Genomic DNA, 758 nt, shown 5'->3' on the forward strand with positions numbered 1-758 from the left:
CGGTCCGGCTATTACGAGCGCAAGCTGGTGACGCGGGTCGGGGTGCTGGAGCTTCGCGTTCCGCAGGATCGGGCTGGCCGGTTCTCGACGGAGTTGTTTGAGCGCTACCAGCGTTCGGAGAAGGCATTGGTGTCGGCGCTGGTCGAGATGTACGTGCAGGGCGTCTCGACCCGCAAGGTGAAGGCGGTGACGGAGGAATTGTGCGGCCACTCTTTCTCGGCCTCGACGGTGAGCGAGGCGACGATGCGGCTGGATGAGGCGCTCAAGGCGTTCTTCACGCAGCGGCTCGAGGAAAGCTATCCGTATCTCATTTTGGACGCGCGCTACGAGCGGGCTCGCGAGGCGGGCGTGATCGCCAGCCAGGCGGTGCTGGTGGCGATCGGCGTGGATTGGGAGGGCCGGCGCCAGGTTCTGGGCGTGGAGCTGGCCAACCGGGAGAGCCATTCGAGCTGGCGCGAGTTCGTGACGGGGCTCAAGAATCGCGGGCTCGCCGGCGTCGAGTTCGTCGTCTCCGACGACCATCCGGGGCTCAGGGCGGCAATCCGCGAAGTGCTGCCCGAAGCGGTCTGGCAGCGCTGCTACGTGCACTTCCTCAGAAACGCGCTCGACTACGTGCCGCGCAAGGTCGACGACGATTGCCTGATGGAGCTCAGATGGTTCTACGACCGGCGCGACCTTGCCGAGGTCAAACGCGACCTGGCGCAGTGGATCGCCAAATGGCAGGCCAAATACCCGAAGCTGGTCAACTGGGTGGAAGA

Annotated in this window: 1 protein-coding gene; it reads left to right on the forward strand. The window is 65.2% G+C overall.

The annotated features are described in order from the left end of the window. The coding region (locus tag NKI52_RS32665) for an IS256 family transposase (protein WP_352700871.1) at positions 1 to 758 on the forward strand (758 nt) is incomplete at both ends.

Origin of the sequence: Mesorhizobium sp. M0590, assembly GCF_040320905.1 — a bacterium.
Taxonomy (GTDB): Bacteria; Pseudomonadota; Alphaproteobacteria; order Rhizobiales; family Rhizobiaceae; genus Mesorhizobium.